The 17,259-nt window shown below is 46.6% G+C and carries 17 protein-coding genes and 1 pseudogene; 13 read left to right on the forward strand and 5 right to left on the reverse strand.

Annotation, left to right across the window (positions count from 1 at the left end; translation table 11 throughout):
* The first annotated feature begins 27 nt into the window (after nucleotides 1-27).
* From DKW60_RS16585 to DKW60_RS16610, 6 genes are all read left to right on the forward strand, one after another.
* The gene (locus DKW60_RS16585; RefSeq protein ID WP_109838783.1) at nucleotides 28-1,185 is read left to right on the forward strand and encodes an ABC transporter substrate-binding protein; all 1,158 of its coding nucleotides are present in this window, start codon (nucleotides 28-30) and stop codon (nucleotides 1,183-1,185) included.
* A gap of 117 nt (nucleotides 1,186-1,302) precedes the next feature.
* Nucleotides 1,303-2,172, forward strand: a complete 870-nt coding sequence (locus tag DKW60_RS16590) for a branched-chain amino acid ABC transporter permease (protein WP_109838784.1) — start codon at nucleotides 1,303-1,305, stop codon at nucleotides 2,170-2,172.
* Nucleotides 2,173-2,175: 3 nt separating this feature from the next.
* Nucleotides 2,176-3,153 carry a branched-chain amino acid ABC transporter permease gene (locus tag DKW60_RS16595; RefSeq protein ID WP_109838785.1) on the forward strand — a complete coding sequence of 326 codons (978 nt, stop codon included), beginning with the start codon at nucleotides 2,176-2,178 and terminating at the stop codon, nucleotides 3,151-3,153.
* 9 nt (nucleotides 3,154-3,162) lie between these two features.
* Nucleotides 3,163-3,915, forward strand: a complete 753-nt coding sequence (locus tag DKW60_RS16600) for an ABC transporter ATP-binding protein (RefSeq protein ID WP_109838786.1) — start codon at nucleotides 3,163-3,165, stop codon at nucleotides 3,913-3,915.
* Nucleotides 3,916-4,632, forward strand: coding sequence for an ABC transporter ATP-binding protein (locus DKW60_RS16605; RefSeq protein WP_109838787.1), 717 nt, complete (start codon nucleotides 3,916-3,918; stop codon nucleotides 4,630-4,632).
* A 55-nt stretch (nucleotides 4,633-4,687) separates the two neighbouring features.
* A complete protein-coding gene (locus DKW60_RS16610) occupies nucleotides 4,688-5,866 on the forward strand; it encodes an MFS transporter (RefSeq protein ID WP_109838788.1) in 1,179 nt (392 codons plus the stop codon).
* A gap of 31 nt (nucleotides 5,867-5,897) precedes the next feature.
* Here DKW60_RS16610 and DKW60_RS16615 read toward each other — a convergent pair whose 3' ends face one another.
* The 4 genes from DKW60_RS16615 to DKW60_RS16630 all read right to left on the reverse strand — a co-directional run bounded on the left by DKW60_RS16615 (nucleotide 5,898) and on the right by DKW60_RS16630 (nucleotide 10,116).
* Nucleotides 5,898-7,058 (reverse strand): M20 aminoacylase family protein, encoded by a 1,161-nt coding sequence (locus DKW60_RS16615; protein ID WP_109838789.1) that lies wholly within the window; start codon nucleotides 7,056-7,058, stop codon nucleotides 5,898-5,900.
* 55 nt (nucleotides 7,059-7,113) lie between these two features.
* On the reverse strand, nucleotides 7,114-8,409 hold the full coding sequence (locus tag DKW60_RS16620) for a TRAP transporter large permease (protein WP_109838790.1): 1,296 nt from the start codon (nucleotides 8,407-8,409) through the stop codon (nucleotides 7,114-7,116).
* Entirely contained in the window at nucleotides 8,406-8,909 is a 504-nt protein-coding gene (locus DKW60_RS16625; RefSeq protein ID WP_109838791.1) for a TRAP transporter small permease, read from the reverse strand. Before DKW60_RS16625 ends, DKW60_RS16620 begins: the two co-directional genes overlap by 4 nt.
* Before the next feature lie 166 nt (nucleotides 8,910-9,075).
* Nucleotides 9,076-10,116: a TRAP transporter substrate-binding protein gene (locus DKW60_RS16630; protein ID WP_219988796.1), complete on the reverse strand. Its 1,041-nt coding sequence runs from the start codon at nucleotides 10,114-10,116 to the stop codon at nucleotides 9,076-9,078.
* Nucleotides 10,117-10,319: 203 nt separating this feature from the next.
* Here DKW60_RS16630 and DKW60_RS16635 point away from each other — a divergent pair, with 203 nt between their 5' ends.
* Complete coding sequence (locus tag DKW60_RS16635) at nucleotides 10,320-10,829, forward strand: MarR family winged helix-turn-helix transcriptional regulator (protein ID WP_109838792.1); 510 nt, start codon at nucleotides 10,320-10,322, stop codon at nucleotides 10,827-10,829.
* Here DKW60_RS16635 and DKW60_RS24095 read toward each other — a convergent pair.
* Nucleotides 10,826-11,005, reverse strand: a pseudogene (locus DKW60_RS24095) (Y-family DNA polymerase); the annotation flags it as partial. The gene DKW60_RS16635 and the pseudogene DKW60_RS24095 sit on opposite strands and share 4 nt — an antisense overlap.
* Nucleotides 11,006-11,209: 204 nt before the next feature.
* Here DKW60_RS24095 and DKW60_RS16645 point away from each other — a divergent pair.
* The 6 genes from DKW60_RS16645 to DKW60_RS16670 all read left to right on the forward strand — a co-directional run bounded on the left by DKW60_RS16645 (nucleotide 11,210) and on the right by DKW60_RS16670 (nucleotide 17,232).
* Nucleotides 11,210-11,818 carry a tyrosine-type recombinase/integrase gene (locus DKW60_RS16645; protein ID WP_109838793.1) on the forward strand — a complete coding sequence of 203 codons (609 nt, stop codon included), beginning with the start codon at nucleotides 11,210-11,212 and terminating at the stop codon, nucleotides 11,816-11,818.
* 964 nt (nucleotides 11,819-12,782) lie between these two features.
* On the forward strand, nucleotides 12,783-14,834 hold the full coding sequence (dsbD, locus tag DKW60_RS16650; RefSeq protein WP_109838794.1) for a protein-disulfide reductase DsbD: 2,052 nt from the start codon (nucleotides 12,783-12,785) through the stop codon (nucleotides 14,832-14,834).
* 229 nt (nucleotides 14,835-15,063) lie between these two features.
* Nucleotides 15,064-15,510 (forward strand): hypothetical protein, encoded by a 447-nt coding sequence (locus DKW60_RS16655; protein WP_146203504.1) that lies wholly within the window; start codon nucleotides 15,064-15,066, stop codon nucleotides 15,508-15,510.
* A 42-nt stretch (nucleotides 15,511-15,552) separates the two neighbouring features.
* Entirely contained in the window at nucleotides 15,553-15,987 is a 435-nt protein-coding gene (locus DKW60_RS16660) for a MerR family transcriptional regulator (RefSeq protein ID WP_109838796.1), read from the forward strand.
* A gap of 145 nt (nucleotides 15,988-16,132) precedes the next feature.
* The gene (lspA, locus tag DKW60_RS16665) at nucleotides 16,133-16,630 is read left to right on the forward strand and encodes a signal peptidase II (RefSeq protein ID WP_109838797.1); all 498 of its coding nucleotides are present in this window, start codon (nucleotides 16,133-16,135) and stop codon (nucleotides 16,628-16,630) included.
* 131 nt (nucleotides 16,631-16,761) lie between these two features.
* On the forward strand, nucleotides 16,762-17,232 hold the full coding sequence (locus DKW60_RS16670) for a DedA family protein (protein ID WP_219988797.1): 471 nt from the start codon (nucleotides 16,762-16,764) through the stop codon (nucleotides 17,230-17,232).
* Nucleotides 17,233-17,259: the final 27 nt, after the last annotated feature.

A 17,259-nucleotide genomic window follows, 5' to 3' on the forward strand; every position in this document is an offset into this window, starting at 1 on the left:
AATACATAAACTCTGGAGGAGATAACGATGAAACGACTAACACTGAGCCTGGTGACGGCTACCGCCTTATTCGGCACAACACAACTGATGGCAGAGGATGCATTGAAAGTAGGTCTGATGCTACCGGCCTCTGGCACTTATGCTCAACTGGGAAACGCTATTGAAAACGGCTTCAAACTCTATATTGAGAAAGAAGGCGGTAAGCTCGGCGGTCGGGATGTTGAGTATGTCAAACTGGATGATGAGTCAGACCCATCTAAAGCCACCGACAATATCAATAAACTGATCAAGAGTGACAAGGTTGATGTTGTCGTCGGCACGGTACATTCCGGCGTAGCAGCAGCGATGGCCAAAGTCGCCAAAAAAACCGGCACACTGATGGTGGTTCCCAATGCAGGTTCCAAGCTGATTACCGGTCCGATGTGTGCCCCCAATATCTTCCGCAGCTCGTTTTCCAACTGGCAACCCGGTTATGCGATGGGCAAAGTGGCGGCAGATAAAGGCTACAAAAAAGTAGTGACGATCACTTGGAAATACGGTGCAGGTGAGGAATCAGTGGGTGGCTTTAAAGAGTCGTTTGAAGAAAATGGCGGCGAAGTCGTCAAGGAAATGTTTGTACCCTTTCCAAATGTCGAGTTTCAGGCACTGCTTACCGAAATTGCTGCCACTAAACCGGATGCGGTATACACCTTTTTTGCCGGTGGTGGCGCGGTTAAATTCGTCAAGGATTATAAAGCCGCCGGTCTGATGAACTCTATCCCACTGCTGGGTGCGGGTTTCCTTACGGATGGCACGCTGAAAGCTCAGGGCGGTGATGGTGAAGGCCTGCTAACCACCCTCCATTATGCCGATAGCCTGGATAACGAAACAGACAAGACGTTCCGTACTGCCTACAACGAAAGCTTTGAAATGAAGCCTGATGTCTATGCCGTACAAGGCTATGATGCTGCTCAGATTCTAAGCATAGGTTTGGCTGCTGTAGATGGTGATGCGACTAAAACCAAAGAGATTGCTGCAGCGGTGGAATCGGCTGAAATCGATAGTCCACGCGGTAAATTCACCTTATCTAAAGCCCACAACCCGATTCAGGACATTTATCTGCGCGAAGCAAAAGGTGAAGGTAATCCGGTGATTAGTGTCGCTGCTGCAAAGCTTGATGATCCTGCTAAAGGCTGCCGGATGTAATTGATGCAGTAGCGTGTTAACACAGCACTAACACAAAGCTCATAACCTATTAACACCTCCCTGCTGCTTCTATTCAGAAAACGCAGGGTAGGTTTGGACTTCCAAAAGGTATACCACATGGATTTATCCGTTTTCCTGATACAACTCCTGAACTCACTCCAGTACGGCCTGCTGTTGTACTTGGTGGCGATGGGATTGACGCTGATTTTCGGCATTATGGGAGTGATCAATCTGGCACATGGCAGCTTCTATATGATTGGTGCTTACATGGCCTATGCGCTGGCCCCGCTGGTCGGTGGAAACTTCTTTCTCACCCTGCTGGTGGGGTTGGTGCTGGCGGTCATTCTAGGTTATCTGCTGGAATGGGCATTCTTCAGTTTTCTTTATGACCGGGAGCATTTGCAACAGGTATTAATGACCTATGGCCTGATTCTGGTGTTTGAAGAAGTCCGTAGTTTACTGGTGGGCGATGATGTCTATGGTGTTTCAGTGCCAGATATTTTATCAGGTTCAATAGCGCTGGGTGATGTCATGACCTATCCGGTCTACCGCCTATTTGTATCTGCGGTTTGTCTGCTATTAGCGTTGGGTATGTATCTCGTTTTTACCCGTACACGGCTGGGCATGATGATTCGTGCCGGTAGTGTCAACCGGGAAATGGTGCAGTCACTGGGTATCGACATTAAATTTCTGTATCGCGTGGTGTTTGCTGCCGGTGTCGCCATTGCCGCATTCGCGGGCATGATTTCAGCACCCGTATCCTCCATTTATCCCGGCATGGGTAATCAGGTGCTGATCATCTGTTTTGTCGTGGTGGTCATAGGTGGTATCGGTTCGATTCGGGGTGCATTTTTCGCAGCGTTATTGATTGGTCTGGTCGACACCTTTGGCAAGGTGTTGTTACCGGAAGCCTCCGGCGTATTAGTTTACGTGCTAATGGCTTTAATTCTATTGTGGAAACCTAATGGTCTGTTTAAGGCGGGATAAACGATGATTTATAAAGAAAAAGGTAAAACGCTGTTTGTCGGTCTGTTCTTTTTGGCGCTGGCACTCTACCCACTTGTAGGCGGCGAATACAGTATCACACTGGTGAACAAAATCATGATTTACGCGATTCTGGCCCTTAGTCTTGAACTGTTGGTGGGCAGTACCGGATTGGTCTGTTTTGGTCAGGCGGCTTTTTTTGGCATTGGTGCTTATGCTGCTATTTTACTGTCACCGGAGGATGGTCCCGCTTCAGTCTGGTTTCTGTTGCCTGCCTGTGTAGTACTAGCTGCAACTTATGCCTTGTTCGTCGGCGCACTGTCGCTGCGTACCAAAGGTGTCTATTTTATTATGGTCACGCTGGCCTTTGCACAAATGGCCTATTACGTGGTGCACGATACCTCGCTGGGTGGGGGTTCGGATGGCATCTATATGTATTTCACACCAGGTGAAGAAACCTGGCTGGATCTCAGTAACCCCGTCATTCTTTACTTTTTCACCCTATTATTTCTGGTCTGGACTTTTGTGTTTCTCGCCATCCTGCTGCGCTCACATTTAGGCCGCGCATTGGCAGGTATCCGTATTAACGAACAGCGCATGCTGGCTTCAGGTTTTTCGACCTATCCCTATAAACTGGCCGCTTTTGTTACTTCCGGAGGCATTGCAGGTATGGCCGGATTCCTGTTTGCTGTTCAGGATGGCTTTGTCAATCCGGAAATGCTGAGCTGGCACTTATCCGGTGCTTTGCTGGTGATGATTATCCTTGGCGGTCTGGGGCATTTACACGGCGCGATGATTGGTGCATTTGTCTTTGTGTTTTTACAGGAATTTTTCAAATCTGCGGAAATCTTCGGGGACTTTGCCGAACACTGGCATCTGGGGTTGGGCCTGACCATCATTATTAGCGTAGCCCTGTTACCGAAAGGCTTAGTCGGCCTGCCCGAGTTAGTTCAGAAACGTTTGTTTGGCACGCAAGCCGGTTAGGAGAATAAAATGAATCAGCATGAAACCTTATTAAGCGGACAACATATTACGCAACGCTGGGGAGGCCTCACTGCGCTGGATGATGTCTCACTTGAAATCGAGCGCGGCACAGTCCACGCCGTCATTGGTACCAATGGTGCAGGCAAATCGACACTCATCAATATACTCTCCGGTGAACTGAAACCAACTGAAGGTCAGGTGACCTTACTGGGCAATGATGTCACCCGCTGGTCACAACCGCGCCGGGCGCGTGGCGGGCTGGGACGCAGTTATCAGCGCAACACCATTTACCCTGATTTCACAGTATCCGAGAATTGTCGCCTGGCCGCTCAGGCGCAGATACAACGCCCTTGGGTATGGTGGAACAACGCACAACAATGCCAAATAAGTACAACCAATGCCAGTAACGCTATCCTTCAGGCCGGACTGGACGATGTAAGTAATAGCATCGCCGGGCCGCTATCGCACGGGCAGAAACGCCAGCTGGAAGTCGCGATGTGTCTGTCGACACATCCTCAAGTATTGCTGTTAGATGAGCCACTGGCTGGCATGGGGGCTGAAGAAACGGAACGGATGTTAGCGTTATTGGAACAACTGAAACAGGATCATGCCATTTTGTTGGTGGAGCATGATATGGATGCCGTATTCCGCATTGCGGATCGTATTACGGTGATGGTGAATGGCAAAGTCATTGCCACGGACACACCCGCGAATATCCGCAGCAATCCGGATGTACAAACAGCCTATCTGGGAGAACATTAAATGTCGTCATCTGAACACATTATTGATGCCCGCGAAATCCATGCCTGGTATGGTTCCAGCCACATCCTGCATGGTATTGATCTACAAATCAACCGGGGTGAAACCGTTGGTTTGCTGGGCCGTAACGGCATGGGCAAAAGTACACTAATCCGCACCCTGCTAGGCCATGTGAAACAGCGCACTGGCCATATCAGCTTTTTTGGCAAGGATATGTCTAAAGCTAGACCGCATGAAGTAGCCCGCTCAGGCGTGGCCTATGTGCCGGAAGGTCGGGGCGTATTCCCTAATTTGAGTGTGCGGGAAAATCTGGTAATGGCCGCCCGCCCCAATAAACGCGGTGAACAGGAGTGGAGCTATGAGCGCATTATGCAGACCTTTCCGCGCCTGAAGGAACGGGAAACCAATCTGGGTGGGCAGCTTTCCGGTGGTGAACAACAGATGCTGTCTATTGGTCGGGCGCTAATGACCCATCCGGAACTGGTTATTCTGGATGAAGCGACTGAGGGTTTGGCACCGATGATTGTGAATGAGATCTGGCGGGTGGTCGGTGAAATCCGTTCCAGCGGGATGGCTACGCTGATTGTGGATCGCAATTATCATAAAGTGCTGGCCAATAGCGACCGGGCAGTGGTGATGCAAAAAGGACAGCTAGTGTTACAGGGTGAGGCAGACAAGATTACCAATGACCCTGAGCTGACTGGTTATTTGGGTGTTTGATTCATCCTGTTAAGCAATAAACAACTTATCATCCAGAGAAGACCGTAAAGCACTGATGACCGTTAATAAAACAAACTGGTCGCTCGTTCTGATTATCGTTTTTGCGGGCATCACAGCAGCGACGAATATTGGTAAGGTGGCTCCGGTTATACCGCTGATTCAGCAGGAATTAGGACTAAGCCTAGTCAATGTCGGCTGGGTCGTTTCGGGTTTTAGTCTGGCCGCGATGTTCCTGTGTTTATTAATGTCGGTACTGGCGACTCAGGTCGGTAATTACCGCTTAGCAGTACTGGCTTTATTAATGATGGGAGCCGGCGGCCTGATCAGTGCGAATGCCGGGTCCTTTCCGGCTTTACTCTCAGGGCGGGTGACTGAAAGTTTAGGCTTTGTCATGATCGCAGTCACCGGCCCTGCCCTGTTAGCTAAAGTCGCCTTACCTGAAGACATGGCCATTGCCATTACACTCTGGACAATCTGGTTGCCGGTAGGGGTAATATTGATGTTATTACTGTCACCCTTACTGGTTAGCTTGTCCGGTTGGCGCTTGGTTTGGTCGGTAACCTCATGGCTGTCATTAGCCTGGGCACTGGTATTAGGCATCGCCGTATTCAAGATAGGGACTGCAGGTGACCGTGCCCCGCGTATCAGCCGGGCTGAATTCCGGGGTCTATTCCATCGTAATTCATGGCTACTGACCTTAAGCATGACCTGTTTTTCCATGGCTTATCTGGCAGCCACTTCATTTGCACCCACATTCTGGTATGAAACCCACGACATTAGTTTACGTCAGGGAGCCTATTTCTTAACATTCGCTATGTTCGGCACGATGATCGGTAATCTTAGCAGTGGTCTATTGGTTAAGCGGGGTTATGCGACACGCAAATTGCTGTTAATGGCTTTCGTCATCCCCACCCTGATTGGCGGATGTTCATTTCTCACCAGCCTGCCTTTTTGGGTGCAATACATTGGCTTTGTCATTTTCACCACCTTGGCAGGGGCAGTGCCCACTGTGCTCATGGCCGTTGCACCGACTTACACCTCCAGCCCGGTACAAATCGGTCCCAGCGTTGCCATGGTCTTTCAGGGCGCAACCACCGGCCAGGTATTAGGCCCGATACTCCTCAGTCAACTCATCGAATATCACCAGCATAACTGGAGTTGGGCCTTACTATTTTTTAGTGTGCTGGCGGTTATGGGTAGTTTACTAATGTCGCAGGTTCGGCCACCGGAATAACCTCCAGCTTGTTATTGCTTCCATTCAAACCCTACACCAGATAACCCTCAGCCAGCGCCACCCAATAAGCAGCACCCATCGGCAAGATTTCTTTATTGAATATATACTTCGGGTGGTGAACAAACTGGCCATCACCATTACCGAGGAAGCAATACGTGCCCCGCACCTTTTGCAGCATAAAGGCGAAGTCCTCAGAACCAAGATAAGAAGGGCCACCCTCAAACACATGATCATCACCGAAGGCTTCGCGGGCAATTTGAGCAGCTCTGCGTGTTTCAGTTGGGTCATTGGTCAATACAGCACCCGGCACACCTTCGCGAATTTCGGAGGTGCAACCGAAAGACTCGCACTGTTGCCGGATCAAACGACGAATATTGTGATTGACCATTTCACGGTCTTCAGGTGTCGTGGTGCGTATTGAAAGACGTAGGATTGCAGTATGGGCAATCACGTTCGCCGCCTGACCAGATTGAAATGCTCCGACCGTAACGACTGCTTTATGTTCCGGGGCAATATTTCGTGACACGATCGTCTGTAATGCCATGACTAGTGATGAACCGGCAACGATTGGATCAATAGTATGTTCGGGGGTCGAACCGTGACCACCCTTACCGGTGATTTCAACTTCCCAGTTGTCCACGGCGGCCATCGTATCGCCTTCGGTGAAGTAGAGTTTGCCTGCCTCTAACCCCGGCATATTGTGCATACCGAAGATAGCATCGACCGGGAACCGCTCAAACAGGCCGTCCTCGATCATCGCCGGAGCACCTTGCATCGTTTCTTCTGCCGGTTGGAAAATCAGCCGTACCGTACCATTAAAACTTTTCTTCTCAGCGAGGTATTTAGCCGCCGCCAACAGCATGGTGGAGTGTGCATCGTGGCCGCACAGATGCGCGACCTTTGGAGTTTCCGATGCATAATCGAGATCATTATCTTCCTGGATCGGCAGCGCATCAAAATCAGCACGTAATCCGATCACTTTATCGCTGTCGCCTACTTTCAGTGACGCAACAATGCCGTATTCACCAATATCAGTTTCGACCTCATACTCACCAAAGCTACGTAATATTTCAGCGATGTATTGTGCGGATTTTGCTTCCTGCATTGATAGTTCAGGATGACGGTGTAAATGTTCGAACCAGCTTTTCATCAGGTCGAAGTCACCCTGTAGTTGGGTAACGATGTTGTTCATGGTTTAACTATTCCTTTATTATTGATTGTACTGGTCTATGTAAACAACGTTATGCCTACCCCGACGATAGTTTCACTAACCACAGCGTAATAGCCGGAAAGGTCGTCAGAAGCGCCAACCGCAGCAGATCCATGCCAATAAAAGGCACAAGCCCTTTAAAGATTGTCGTCAGCTGAACTTCCGGCAGGGTCGCCCGCAGGACAAATACATTCATCCCCAGAGGCGGTGTAATCAACGCAATTTCGGTGGCCACCACCACGACAATCCCGAACCAGACCAAGTCATAGCCTTGTGCGTCAATCAGGGGAGCAAACAACGGTACGAAGATCAGGATAATGGCCAGTGAATCCATCACGCAGCCCAACAGCAGGAACACCATAATAATCATCAGCATCAACATCAGACCGGAAATACCCTGTGCAGACACCATTTCCAGAATGCCGTCAGCCAGCCCGGAGTAAGAAATCAGCTTTGAAAATAGCAAAGCACCGAAAAGCACTGTGTACAAGATAATCGAGGTACGTGCGGTATCCAGCAGAACGTCCTTCAGCACCGGGATACTCATTTTTCCGGACAGGGTCGCGATAGTTAAGGCAATACCCGCACCAATACCAGCGGCCTCAGTCGGTGAAAACCACTTCATGTACAGGCCGCCAATAATCAGCGCGAAGATAAAAAGAAAAGACCATACGCCTTTCAGTGATGCCAGACGACCTTTCCAGTCGGTACGTTCACCCGCCGGAGCACTGTCCGGCCGCGACAGACTCACCAGATAAATAGCCAGCATGTACATCACTAAGCCGAGAATGCCGGGAACAACGCCTGCGATAAATAAATCACCAATATTGGTCTGGGTAAGAATGCCGTAAATCACCAGAATAATAGAAGGTGGAATCAGAATGCCGAGAGTTCCACCGGCTGCAATGGTTGCAGTCGATAGCTCTTCTGAATAACCGTGCTCGCGCATACTGGGGTAAGCGACTTTCGACATCGTGGCGGCAGTCGCATAGCTGGAACCACACACCGCGCTAAAACCCGCACAGGCCACCATTGTCGATAGCGCAAGACCGCCCCGCACATGACCGAAAAAGGCGTTTGCTGAGCGAAACAAATCGTGGGAAATACCAGTGCGTGAAATTACATTACCCATCAGAATGAACATCGGCACCACCGCCAACTCATAGGACAGCACCGCTTCGGAAATGGTCATCGGTAGCAGTGTCAGCGCCACATCGAAGCCCATCAACATGGTCAGACCGGCCAGTGATACTGTTAATAATGCAAAACCTAAAGGGATACGCAGGAATGCCAGAATCAGCACCGCAATAATTGCCATTACGCCGATAGTCATAGTGCGCCCTCTTCGTCAGGTTTCTCAATCAATGGCTCAGCTGCCATGTAATGTTGGTAAAAAAGTCCCAGCGCACTCAGTAAGGCTGAGATAGCGATAAACAGGTACAATGGCCCTCGCGGTAAGCGCAGTTCATTACTGACATCACTAATATCAGCCGCTTCCAGAGCCGATTGCAGGAACGTCCACGCCACCAGTAATAAGATGACCACCATCAGCAGGATGACAATATGCCGCCACCATTGCATGGAGGGCTTATCCAGAAAGGCATCTAATATATCAATGGTGAGGTGCATACCCGCGATAGTCACCAATGGCAGGCCACAAAATACGACCAGCGCCATTAAATGTTCGGTCAGATCATGGATGCCATAAATGGGGTGATTAAACAGGTGTCTGCCCATGACATCGGCGAAGTTGATTGCCACCATAACCAGCAGGAAAAACATCAGCAAATATTCAAGAAAAGGTACAATAATGTTCAAAAAACGTTTGGCCATGAGTGGCACCCTCCAAAAGAAAAATCCTCCCCCCCAACCTCTCCTGTAACAAGAAGGGAAAGGAGTTTAACTGGCAAGGTTAATAACCTTGCCGACAAAGTGTCCCCTTTTATACTCTGCCTCTTTGGAAAGCAGCAAAAGGAAACGAGGGAGGGATTTAGTTTGTTTACTTGCCTTTCAGCGCTTCATAATCAGCTTCAAAGTCAGCTAATAAGGCTTTTGGATCAGCAATGCCGTTTTCTTTAGCAACCACTTCCCAGTCAGCAATCATTTTCTCGCGGATTGCTGCTACTTTTGCAACCAAGGCTTCTGAAGGTTCGCTAAAAGTATGGCCTTCATCACGCAGCTTCTTTTCAGCATCAATGTGCTGCTGATTGAACACTTCACCCCAACGTGCCGCAAATGCTGCACCGGAAATTTCTTCGATGGCTTTCTGATCTGTCTCGCTGAGCTTATTCCATTTCTTTTGGTTCATAATCAAGAAGAAACTGGCATCATAGAGGCCTTTTTCGAAAATGGTGTGATGCTTGAGTACGCCGTCCAGACGGAAATTAACCACCGACTCAATGGGGTGCAGAGAGCCATCAATGACCTTACTCTCTAACATCTCATAAGCCTTGGTCGCTGGTGCCGAAACAGGTATACCGCCCAGATCTTCAATCAGCACTTGCTGGATAGGCCCACCCATGCGGAATTTCTGACCTTCCATGTCAGCCGGCTCAACAATATCTTTGCTGCCATGATGCATGTGTCCACCACCAAACAAAGAAACACCCAGCATTTTGACACCGCCATATGCTTTATCAGCCTTTAAATGTTTTTCATAGCTGTTCCACAAAGCGATGGATTGCGCTTTAACATCACGCCCGGAAGATGGAAACTCAGAAAACCAAATTGATTTAAAACGATCCGGTTCATAGGTAAAATTACCCCAAGTAATATCCGCAACCCCTTTACGCGCTAATTCCCAATGCTTAGGCGGCGAACCAACGGCTTTTGGTAAGATTCTAACCTCAACACGGCCATCCGTTACCTTTGCAATATCATCTGCCCAGGGCTTCAGAATGTCTTTATAAACGAAGTGTGTCGGTGGCACCCAAATTGACATATTCAGTGTTTCAGCGGCCTGTAACGTGGTAGTCAGCAAGCTGCCTGCCAGTAGTGCCGTAGATAATACGGTTTGTTTAAACGTGACGCGCATGTTCATAATTCCTCCTAAGGAAATAAGACTAAACGGTGTACTAAACGGCAATACGTTGACGAATAAGCTTTGCAATCACCGACGCATTTCCTTTCCCATAAAGTTTCTATTAAATACATTCTCATAATGAGACTATATTTAATAGCACATTTTTTTGTGATTTGATACAATTGATGTAATTAAACTTATTGGTAGAAGTCACAATCAGTATGAGTATGGATCTCAACACCATTTTTCAAAACAGTGCTATGACTCATCGTCTGGATGTACTGGTCGGCGAGTCCATCCGTCTCAATGACCCCCTGTTTGTAGAGAGCATCGGCTGCACCATTCGTGAGTATCGGGTGCTGCGCATGATCGATGAGCACGGTGGTATTGCCTTCAATGAGATTAACCGTATTACCGGGCTGGATCGCAGCTTGGTATCACGCCAAATTCGTACTTTAATCAAACGGGAACTCATCTACCGGGTGAACAGTGCAACTGATGCCCGTCGATTTGGCTTGTTTACAACAGAAACAGGTAAGGCTGCTTGCGAACACGGTCGAAAGCTATCGGCTGAAGCTGAAAAAGCCCTGTTTGAACCGTTGCAGGATAGCGAGCTGGAGCTGCTAAATGGCTTACTGGACAAACTAGTATTTTGGATACGTGATCCGAGCTATAGTGCCCGGGTACAAACTCTACAACATGCGCAAGAAGAACAACTTACACACGGTTAAGTACTGGAAGCCTCAAAGCCCTCAAAATTAAGGAAAGCCTCATCGATAGAATAGGCTTCGATACGTGGCGCAAAGGTAGAGAGCACATCCATGACGCGCTGGGATAAGTCACCATATAACGGGTCGTTAGACGAAAACACCGTGACATCGTGCTGCTTTAATTGTTTTTTGGCTTTGGAATAGGTCTGCCAAGCGCTTTGGTTTCGTTGCTAAGGGCGATAACACAGCCGTCGTTATTCGAAAACACCACAACTGGTACCCCGCGGCTCCGGACGAAACATGCGCTCACAGCTGGTATAGGGAAGTTCAGCACAAAGGTACTTAATGCGACATAGAGCAGAGATCGAAAATACCTGATAAGTGAAAGAACCAAGTAAGGATTGGTTAATACTAAAAAACGAGGAAAAACGCCCATTCTGACTCCAGAAGAAACCCGGCAGTTATTTGATAGCATTCCGACAGATACTCTGATTGGTTTAAGAGATCGTGCCTTGATTGCTGTGATGGTTTATACCTTCGGCAGAGTGACAGCAGTGACCTCGATGAAGGTGAAAGATTATCACCCTGTTGGGAAACGTTGGTGGGTAAGGTTGCATGAAAAAGGCGGCAAACGTCATGAAATGCCTGCTCATCATACATTAGAACAATACTTGGATGAGTATCTGGACGCGGCAGGCATTCGTGATCAAGCTAAAACCCCCCTATTCCGAACCTTTCAAGGTGGGCGTAAAAGAATAATGACAGCGAACCCAATGCTACAAACCTATGGCTGGCAGATGGTTCAACGTAGAGCAACAGCAGCAGGTATCAGAACTAAAATATGTAACCACACGTTTAGAGGTACGGGGATAACTACTTACTTGAGTAACAACGGTACACTTGAGAAAGCACAACAAATGGCAGCCCATGAGTCACCGAGAACAACCAAACTTTATGACCGCACGAATGATGCTATGTCACTGGATGAAGTCGAGAAAATTATTATTTAGCTGGTGAGGCGTCAACACCACCTTAGCCTATATAAAAGGCCAAATGGGTACTGAGAACCACAGAATCGCCGCTAAGGTTGTTTTAAGAGAGGGGTTGGTGCTTTGGATTCCTTCCGCACAATGGCAAAGCGTTACTCGAAGCCAAGATTGCTAGCTTCCGGGTGTTGTAGTTCCCCTGAAAAGGAATTGTGTTCTGATGCCTGATTTGGGTCTATCCCAACAAAGGTAAGAAATAAAGGTTTGTTCTCTCAGCAAATCGGCTTTTGCTACTATTTTTTATTATTTGACGACATGTGGCTCTCACGGTATAAAGCAATTTCCTTTAATAATTTTTCATTATATCGGAGCGAGTCTTCGGTCAAGTGCATATTAATCAGATGCTTGTTGACAATAAAAATAAAAATATACACTATTCTTCTTATGAAATATTACTGTCTCATTTTCCTATTACTTATTTCCTTCAATGTAAACGCCATTGCAGGATCAGTAGTAATGTTAGACATGTCCGTAATGGCGTCTAGCATGATGGAAGAAACGACAATGCAGAAAGAACACATGTCTGTTAGCAGTGGCCATGCAGAAATACTAAGTATATCGTCAGAGCACGGCCAATCACAAAACTCGCCAAATGATATTTGTGATGAACATCACAACTGTAGTGTTAACTGTAGTTCAGCAGCACTAATGACGGATATTTCCACTTTCAATGCCCCTCACCGACTCACCTTTGAATCGGATTATCATTTATGGCGTGCACCTAGTACCTATTCACGCCTTTTAAGACCCCCCACCTTTGCCTGAATCTTCTAAGCACATTACGTCTATTTAAAAAACACGTTTTGGCTGCTTAAACTCGGTTACTCCTTAATTTATGGCGCTTAAAAAAGCGTTAACACTAGGCACTATTTCGCCCTAAGTGTTTAATGAATTCACTGCCAATCTCAATAAAATATTTGAGTTCACTATGAGAAACAAATCAACAGATAAATGTGTTGAAAATCCAAAACACCTTCAGTTTATACAAGACTTCGCTTCGGTTTTTAGATGGAGCCAAGTTCTTCTGCTGCTAGTGTTGTTGACCGTGGGTGTTTCTCATGCCCAATCATCGCCGGACAATCCATCACTCAACACTCTTCAATCTGTGTTAGGAGAAACACAACCTAATATTTCTAGCTCTTCACTGATAGCTAATGACACCGCTGGTTCTATGGGGCTTTTACAATCTGCCGGTTTTTTAGGATTTGGAGGAGGTTCGGATGATCAGGGAATACTTCCACCCGATAAAGCCTATAGCGGAAGCGTTTCTTTGATCGGTGGGGAGCTGATAGAGGTCTTTTTTGCCATCAGGGATTGTTGTTATCTCTACAAGGATAAATTTACATTTGCGACTGATTCGGTTGGCCTGACGCTCGGGCAACCCAACTTTCCAGAAGGTAGCGACTATTCTGATGCTTTCTATGGCGACATGAAAATCTATCGGAAACAGGTGAGGATTACGATTCCAGTCTTTATCGAAAAAGGTCAAACGTCTCCGTTAATGCTTCGTGTTGGGTATCAAGGTTGTGCGGATGTAGGTGTGTGTTATCCCCCCCAAAATAAAGTGTTCTCTGTTGATATTTCACCAAGTGGAATTAGCGATGAATCGGCGGCAAACAATCAAGCTGATGGTAAAAACTCTCCGTTAGGTTACGTGAGCGAACAAGATCGCCTGGCCAACTTTCTGGCGGCAAACGGCGTCTGGTCGTTACCACTTTTTTTCGTCTTAGGTGTGCTATTGGCTTTTACTCCGTGTGTTCTCCCCATGATCCCTATTCTATCCGGAATTATCACCGCCGATAAAGCCATTACCCAGGGAAAGGCATTTTCATTATCCCTTGCTTATGTGTTGGCGATGGCGCTGACGTATTCGTTAATCGGTGTGTTAGCGGTTGCATCAGGTGCAAACCTGCAGGCAGTGTTCCAGCACCCTGCAGTACTGATAACGTTTAGTGCGTTGTTTGTGTTCTTATCACTTCCCATGTTCGGTGTTTTCGAGCTCCAGCTTCCTGTAGCTTGGCAGAACTGGCTGACAAACATAAGTCAGCGCCAGCGGGGAGGTCAATTTATTGGCGTTTCTGTAATGGGCGGTTTGTCGGCACTGATTGTCGGGCCCTGTGTAGCTGCCCCCCTGATTGGCATATTGACCTACATCACACTGACAGGTGATATGGTTTTTGGAGGATTAACGTTATTTGTACTGGGATTGGGCATGGGCTTGCCATTGCTGGTTATCGGCACAACAGCGGGTCGATGGGTTCCCCGCGCTGGCCCTTGGATGCAGGTTGTAAAAGCTGGGTTCGGTGTTGGTCTTTTGGCGGTTGCTATTTGGTTACTAAGCCGAATTTTGCCGACCACTGTAAATATGTTGCTTTGGGCACTGTTGTTGTTAGGTGTAGCTTTCGCGCTAATGTATTTTGGACGAGCCACTAACCGAAGCGTGATGCTTATCAGTAGCGCTACGAGCCTAATATCAATGTCTTTAGGAATAGCGCTAATTTGGAGTACGGCTTCAGGTGTGAATGATATCAATCAACTCCTGTCATCCCTACCATTTAGAGCTGCGCCTCAAAACTCTCCAGGCTTCGTTGAAAAGCCTGCGTTTACACGGATTAAGTCCTCAGAAGAGCTTGATGCAAAGTTAAAAGCAGCAGGGCGGCTGAAAAAGCCTGTAATTTTGGACTTCTACGCAGATTGGTGTGTCAGTTGTATAGAAATGGAGCAAAGTACATTTCACGATCCAGGCGTTGCCAAGTTGATGTCTCGTTTCACCCTGCTCCAAGCAGATGTGACCAAGAATGATGTAACAGACCAGGCACTGTTGAAACGTTTTGGCATATTTGGGCCACCAGCGATTCTCTTCTTTCCACCACAAGAAAATGAGATGCGACAATATCGCGCTGTTGGCTTCATGAACGCTAACGATTTCTCAGCACTGCTTACTACCGTTTTAAACACCAAAAGCATTTCAAATTTGTAGATATCTTTCAGGAAACTACTATGTTCTGCCAAGCCATTGTCAATCTAAATTAAAACTGATTAATGAGATTGAGGTGTTTTAACTAAGGAATAATTTTATGATTAACACTTTATACAAACGATACCTATTAGCATTTTCAATACTGTCAATCCTATTACTTTCAGGCTGTTCAGTCAGGTATGACAATGTGAAACTAGATCCAGATACTAAGCGGACTATATTTACTAAAATGGACACTAAGTCCGCTAAAGAAATAGCGGACGTTACCAAAGCTCTAATGAAACTGGGATCAAATATCGATCCTGCTGAAGCCAAACTATTGGCACATGAATCTGTAGGCTATCCTAAGGTTCTGGCCAATAAATACAAGTTGGTTAAACCGCCTTACTTACATAATGTACTGGTTAACTATGGTTATCGAGAAGATGGATTATGCTGGCAATGGACACGAGATATGGCCAAACATATCCAGGCCCGAAATTGGAAAAGTTTTGATTTCTTTCATGGAACGGCTAATCGCAGACGCTTCAACGAGCACAATTCACTGGTTGTTACTGCCAAAGGAAAAGGCGTCCGAGAGGGTATGTTGCTAGATCCATGGAGAAATTCTGGCGAGCTTTATTGGAAAATGACTAAAGATGATCCTAAGTACTATTGGACACGTTTCACGAACTAGTCTTCTATTGCCTCTAATCAACAGAACATCAAAGGGTATTTTATGTTTTCTATTGGTTCACTCTCCAAAAAAACCGGTGTAAAAGTACCAACTATTCGATACTACGAACAAATCGGGTTGATTGATCCGGTGGTTCGCACCGAAGGAAATCAAAGACGCTACAGCAATACTGAGCTGGATCGACTATGTTTCATCCGACATGCACGAGATTTGGGGTTCTCAATTGAAGCGATTAGGAAATTAATTGAGCTTAGTCAGCTACCAGACAAAGTTTGTGCTGATGCAAATAAGATTGCTCACAAACAACTAATTCGAACCCAAGCTAGAATTGCCAGTTTACAGGGATTAGAAGCTGAATTGATAAGAATTACTAACCACTGTAATGGTGATGGTCACATAAGCGAATGTTATGTTTTAAGTTCGTTAGCTGATCATGGGAAGTGCATTTCTGAGCATCGGGAAATGATAATTGAGTAAGCCTCATCATCAGGTTTAATGTTGCAACAATTTGCATTGTGCGGTTATTGATTTGCCTGTTTTTTACTTTTTAAATAATTCTTTAGAGGTCACATGAATAGTCACTTAAGAGAAAGGATAATTATCACTAAAGAGACACATCAGCATGCTTAAGTGGATATGGGTTTCCATCGTAGTGCTTATACTGGACCAGCTCAGTAAGTGGATGGCTGTCGCTCATCTTGATGAGAGAGTACCTGAGGCTATTTTACCTCATCTAAATTTTACACTAGCCTACAATTATGGTGCAGCATTTAGCTTTCTAGGGGACCAAAGTGGCTGGCAACGTTGGTTTTTAGTTGTCATATCTTTTGTAGTCAGTGGTTACATCATTTACTGGCTAAGAAAACTGGATAAAAACGAGTTTTGGACTGCTATTTCTCTGGCTTTAGTCTTGGGTGGCGCTCTTGGTAATGGGCTTGACAGATTAGTTAGTGGCAGAGTGACTGATTTTATTGATCTTTACACCAATTTAGACGTGTTTTTCCTGAGCGATGGTCACTTTGCAATATTTAATGGTGCAGATATTGCGATTACCTTAGGCGCTATACTGCTAGTGGTTAACAGCTTTGCAACACCTGACGGCGCAGAACTGAGCAAGTAACAAAGCGGTAAGCTTAACCACAAAAAAGGTATTCAAACATCGAAACGTTTCTAGATTTTATACGTGATTATGGCGTACTCAGCTATAGCCTTCTTTTTGCTTATTGTGCTTTGAAAAGTGGTGCACTTCCTTTGTTTGCGGGTTATGCAGCTCAAGCTGGCGCATTAGATGTGAGCTGGGTTGCAGCCTCAGTCTTTGCCGGTGGATATTTGGGGGATGAAGCACGCTTTTTCGCTATACGCCATTACGGAGCTGTTGCCATTGAATCACGACCTCGTTTTTCAAACGCTTTTAAAAAAGCGAAGAAGCTGTTTGATCGTTATGGTGTGGCCTATATTTTTTTGTATCGATACCCTAAAGGCTTACGCACTGTCGGTGCTTTGCCGATTGGCTTGACGAACATTTCCTGGCGTCGCTTCACGGCACTAAACGCAGCTTCTGCAGCACTTTGGACTTCTATATTGGTTGGTTCAGGGTATTTATTTGGTGAAAGCATAGGTTATGTTGTTAATGACAATTGGGGAGTGTTTAGCGTTGCCCTTCTGGGTATATTTCTACTTCTATCTTTCATCGTTTGGCGACGTTTAGCAAAAATAGAATAATCTCCTTCCTCTGATGATTAACATGCC

This window comes from Leucothrix pacifica, from assembly GCF_003172875.1.
Lineage (GTDB): Bacteria > Pseudomonadota > Gammaproteobacteria > Thiotrichales > Thiotrichaceae > Leucothrix > Leucothrix pacifica.